The sequence below is a fragment of the Protofrankia sp. CiP1_Cm_nod4 genome (assembly GCF_982290645.1).
Genome location: NZ_CEVIVC010000002.1, coordinates 102,216 through 103,438, shown reverse-complemented (window position 1 = coordinate 103,438; position 1,223 = coordinate 102,216). Strand labels below are relative to the sequence as shown.

At 75.8% G+C, this 1,223-nt stretch carries 1 protein-coding gene; it reads right to left on the bottom strand.

Annotated elements, in window-relative coordinates:
• Positions 1-130: 130 nt before the first annotated feature.
• On the bottom strand, positions 131-1,162 hold the full coding sequence (tsaD, locus tag AC5LSR_RS01395) for a tRNA (adenosine(37)-N6)-threonylcarbamoyltransferase complex transferase subunit TsaD (protein WP_250286713.1): 1,032 nt from the start codon (positions 1,160-1,162) through the stop codon (positions 131-133).
• Between the last annotated feature and the right edge of the window lie 61 nt (positions 1,163-1,223).

Genomic DNA, 1,223 nt, shown 5'->3' with positions numbered 1-1,223 from the left:
CCGCCCGCGCCTCCCACATACGCGTCACACCAGCCACAGCGTCCATCCTCGATATCCATCGGAGGCCGGATCGGCATGTGACCGAGAACACCACCCGGGCAACGGTCACGTCACCTGGGAAACGGCCCGGTCAGAGCGGGAGGGTCGAGGAGGCGGGGATGTCCAGCGGGGACGGGGGCATGCCGGCCTCGACCTGGAGGGAGCCGAGCGCGGCGACCATCGCGCCGTTGTCGGTGCACAGCCCGGGCCGGGGCACCCGCAGCGTGATGCCGGCGGCCTCGCAGCGGGCCGCCGCCAGCGCCCGCAGCCGGCTGTTCGCTGCCACCCCGCCGCCGATCACCAGCGTGTCCACGCCGTGGGCCCGGCAGGCCGCGACCGACTTCGCCGTCAGCACGTCCACCACCGCCTCCTGGAAGGACGCGGCGACGTCGGCGACCGGCACCGGCTCGCCGGCCCGCCCCCGCGCCTCCACCCACCGGGCCACCGCCGTCTTCAGCCCGCTGAAGGAGAAGTCGAAGGTGCCGTCGGACGCCTTGGCGCGCGGGAACGGGATCGTCGGGCTGCCGTCGCGGGCCGCCCGGTCAATGGGCGGGCCGCCCGGGAACGGCATGCCCAGCAGCCGGGCGACCTTGTCGTACGCCTCACCGGCGGCGTCGTCGACGGTCGCCCCGAGCGAGCTCACCTCGCCGCGGGCGAGATCCGGGATGAGCAGCAGCGACGAGTGCCCGCCGGAGACCAGCAACGCGATCGACGGCCCGGGCAGCGGCCCGTGCTCAAGGGTGTCGACCGCCACGTGCGCGGCCAGATGATGGACGCCGTAGAGCGGGACGCCGAGCGCGAGCGCGTACGCCTTGGCCGCGGCCACCCCGACCAGCAGCGCGCCGGCGAGGCCGGGGCCGGCGGTGACCGCGACCGCGTCCACGTCGCGGTGGCGCAGCCCCGCCTGGGACAGCGCCCGGTCCACCGTGGGCGCCATCGCCTCGAGGTGCGCGCGGGCGGCGATCTCGGGGATGACCCCGCCGTAGCGGGCGTGCTCGTCGGCGGAGGAGGCGAGTGTGTCCGCGAGCAGCACCCCGCCGCGGACCAGGCCCACCCCGGTCTCGTCGCAGGAGGTCTCGATCCCCAGCACCAGCGGCGCGTCCCCCGCGCGGCGCCCGCTCATCTCGACACCGCCGTGGTCCCCGTTCCCTCTCCCGTTGTCGGCGCCCTTCCCGTTGTCGGCG

Coding starts and splice junctions, on each gene's coding strand:
- tsaD (WP_250286713.1), bottom strand. CDS start 1,162: ATGAGCGGGCGCCGCGCGGGGGACGCGCCGCTGGTGCTGGGGATCGAG.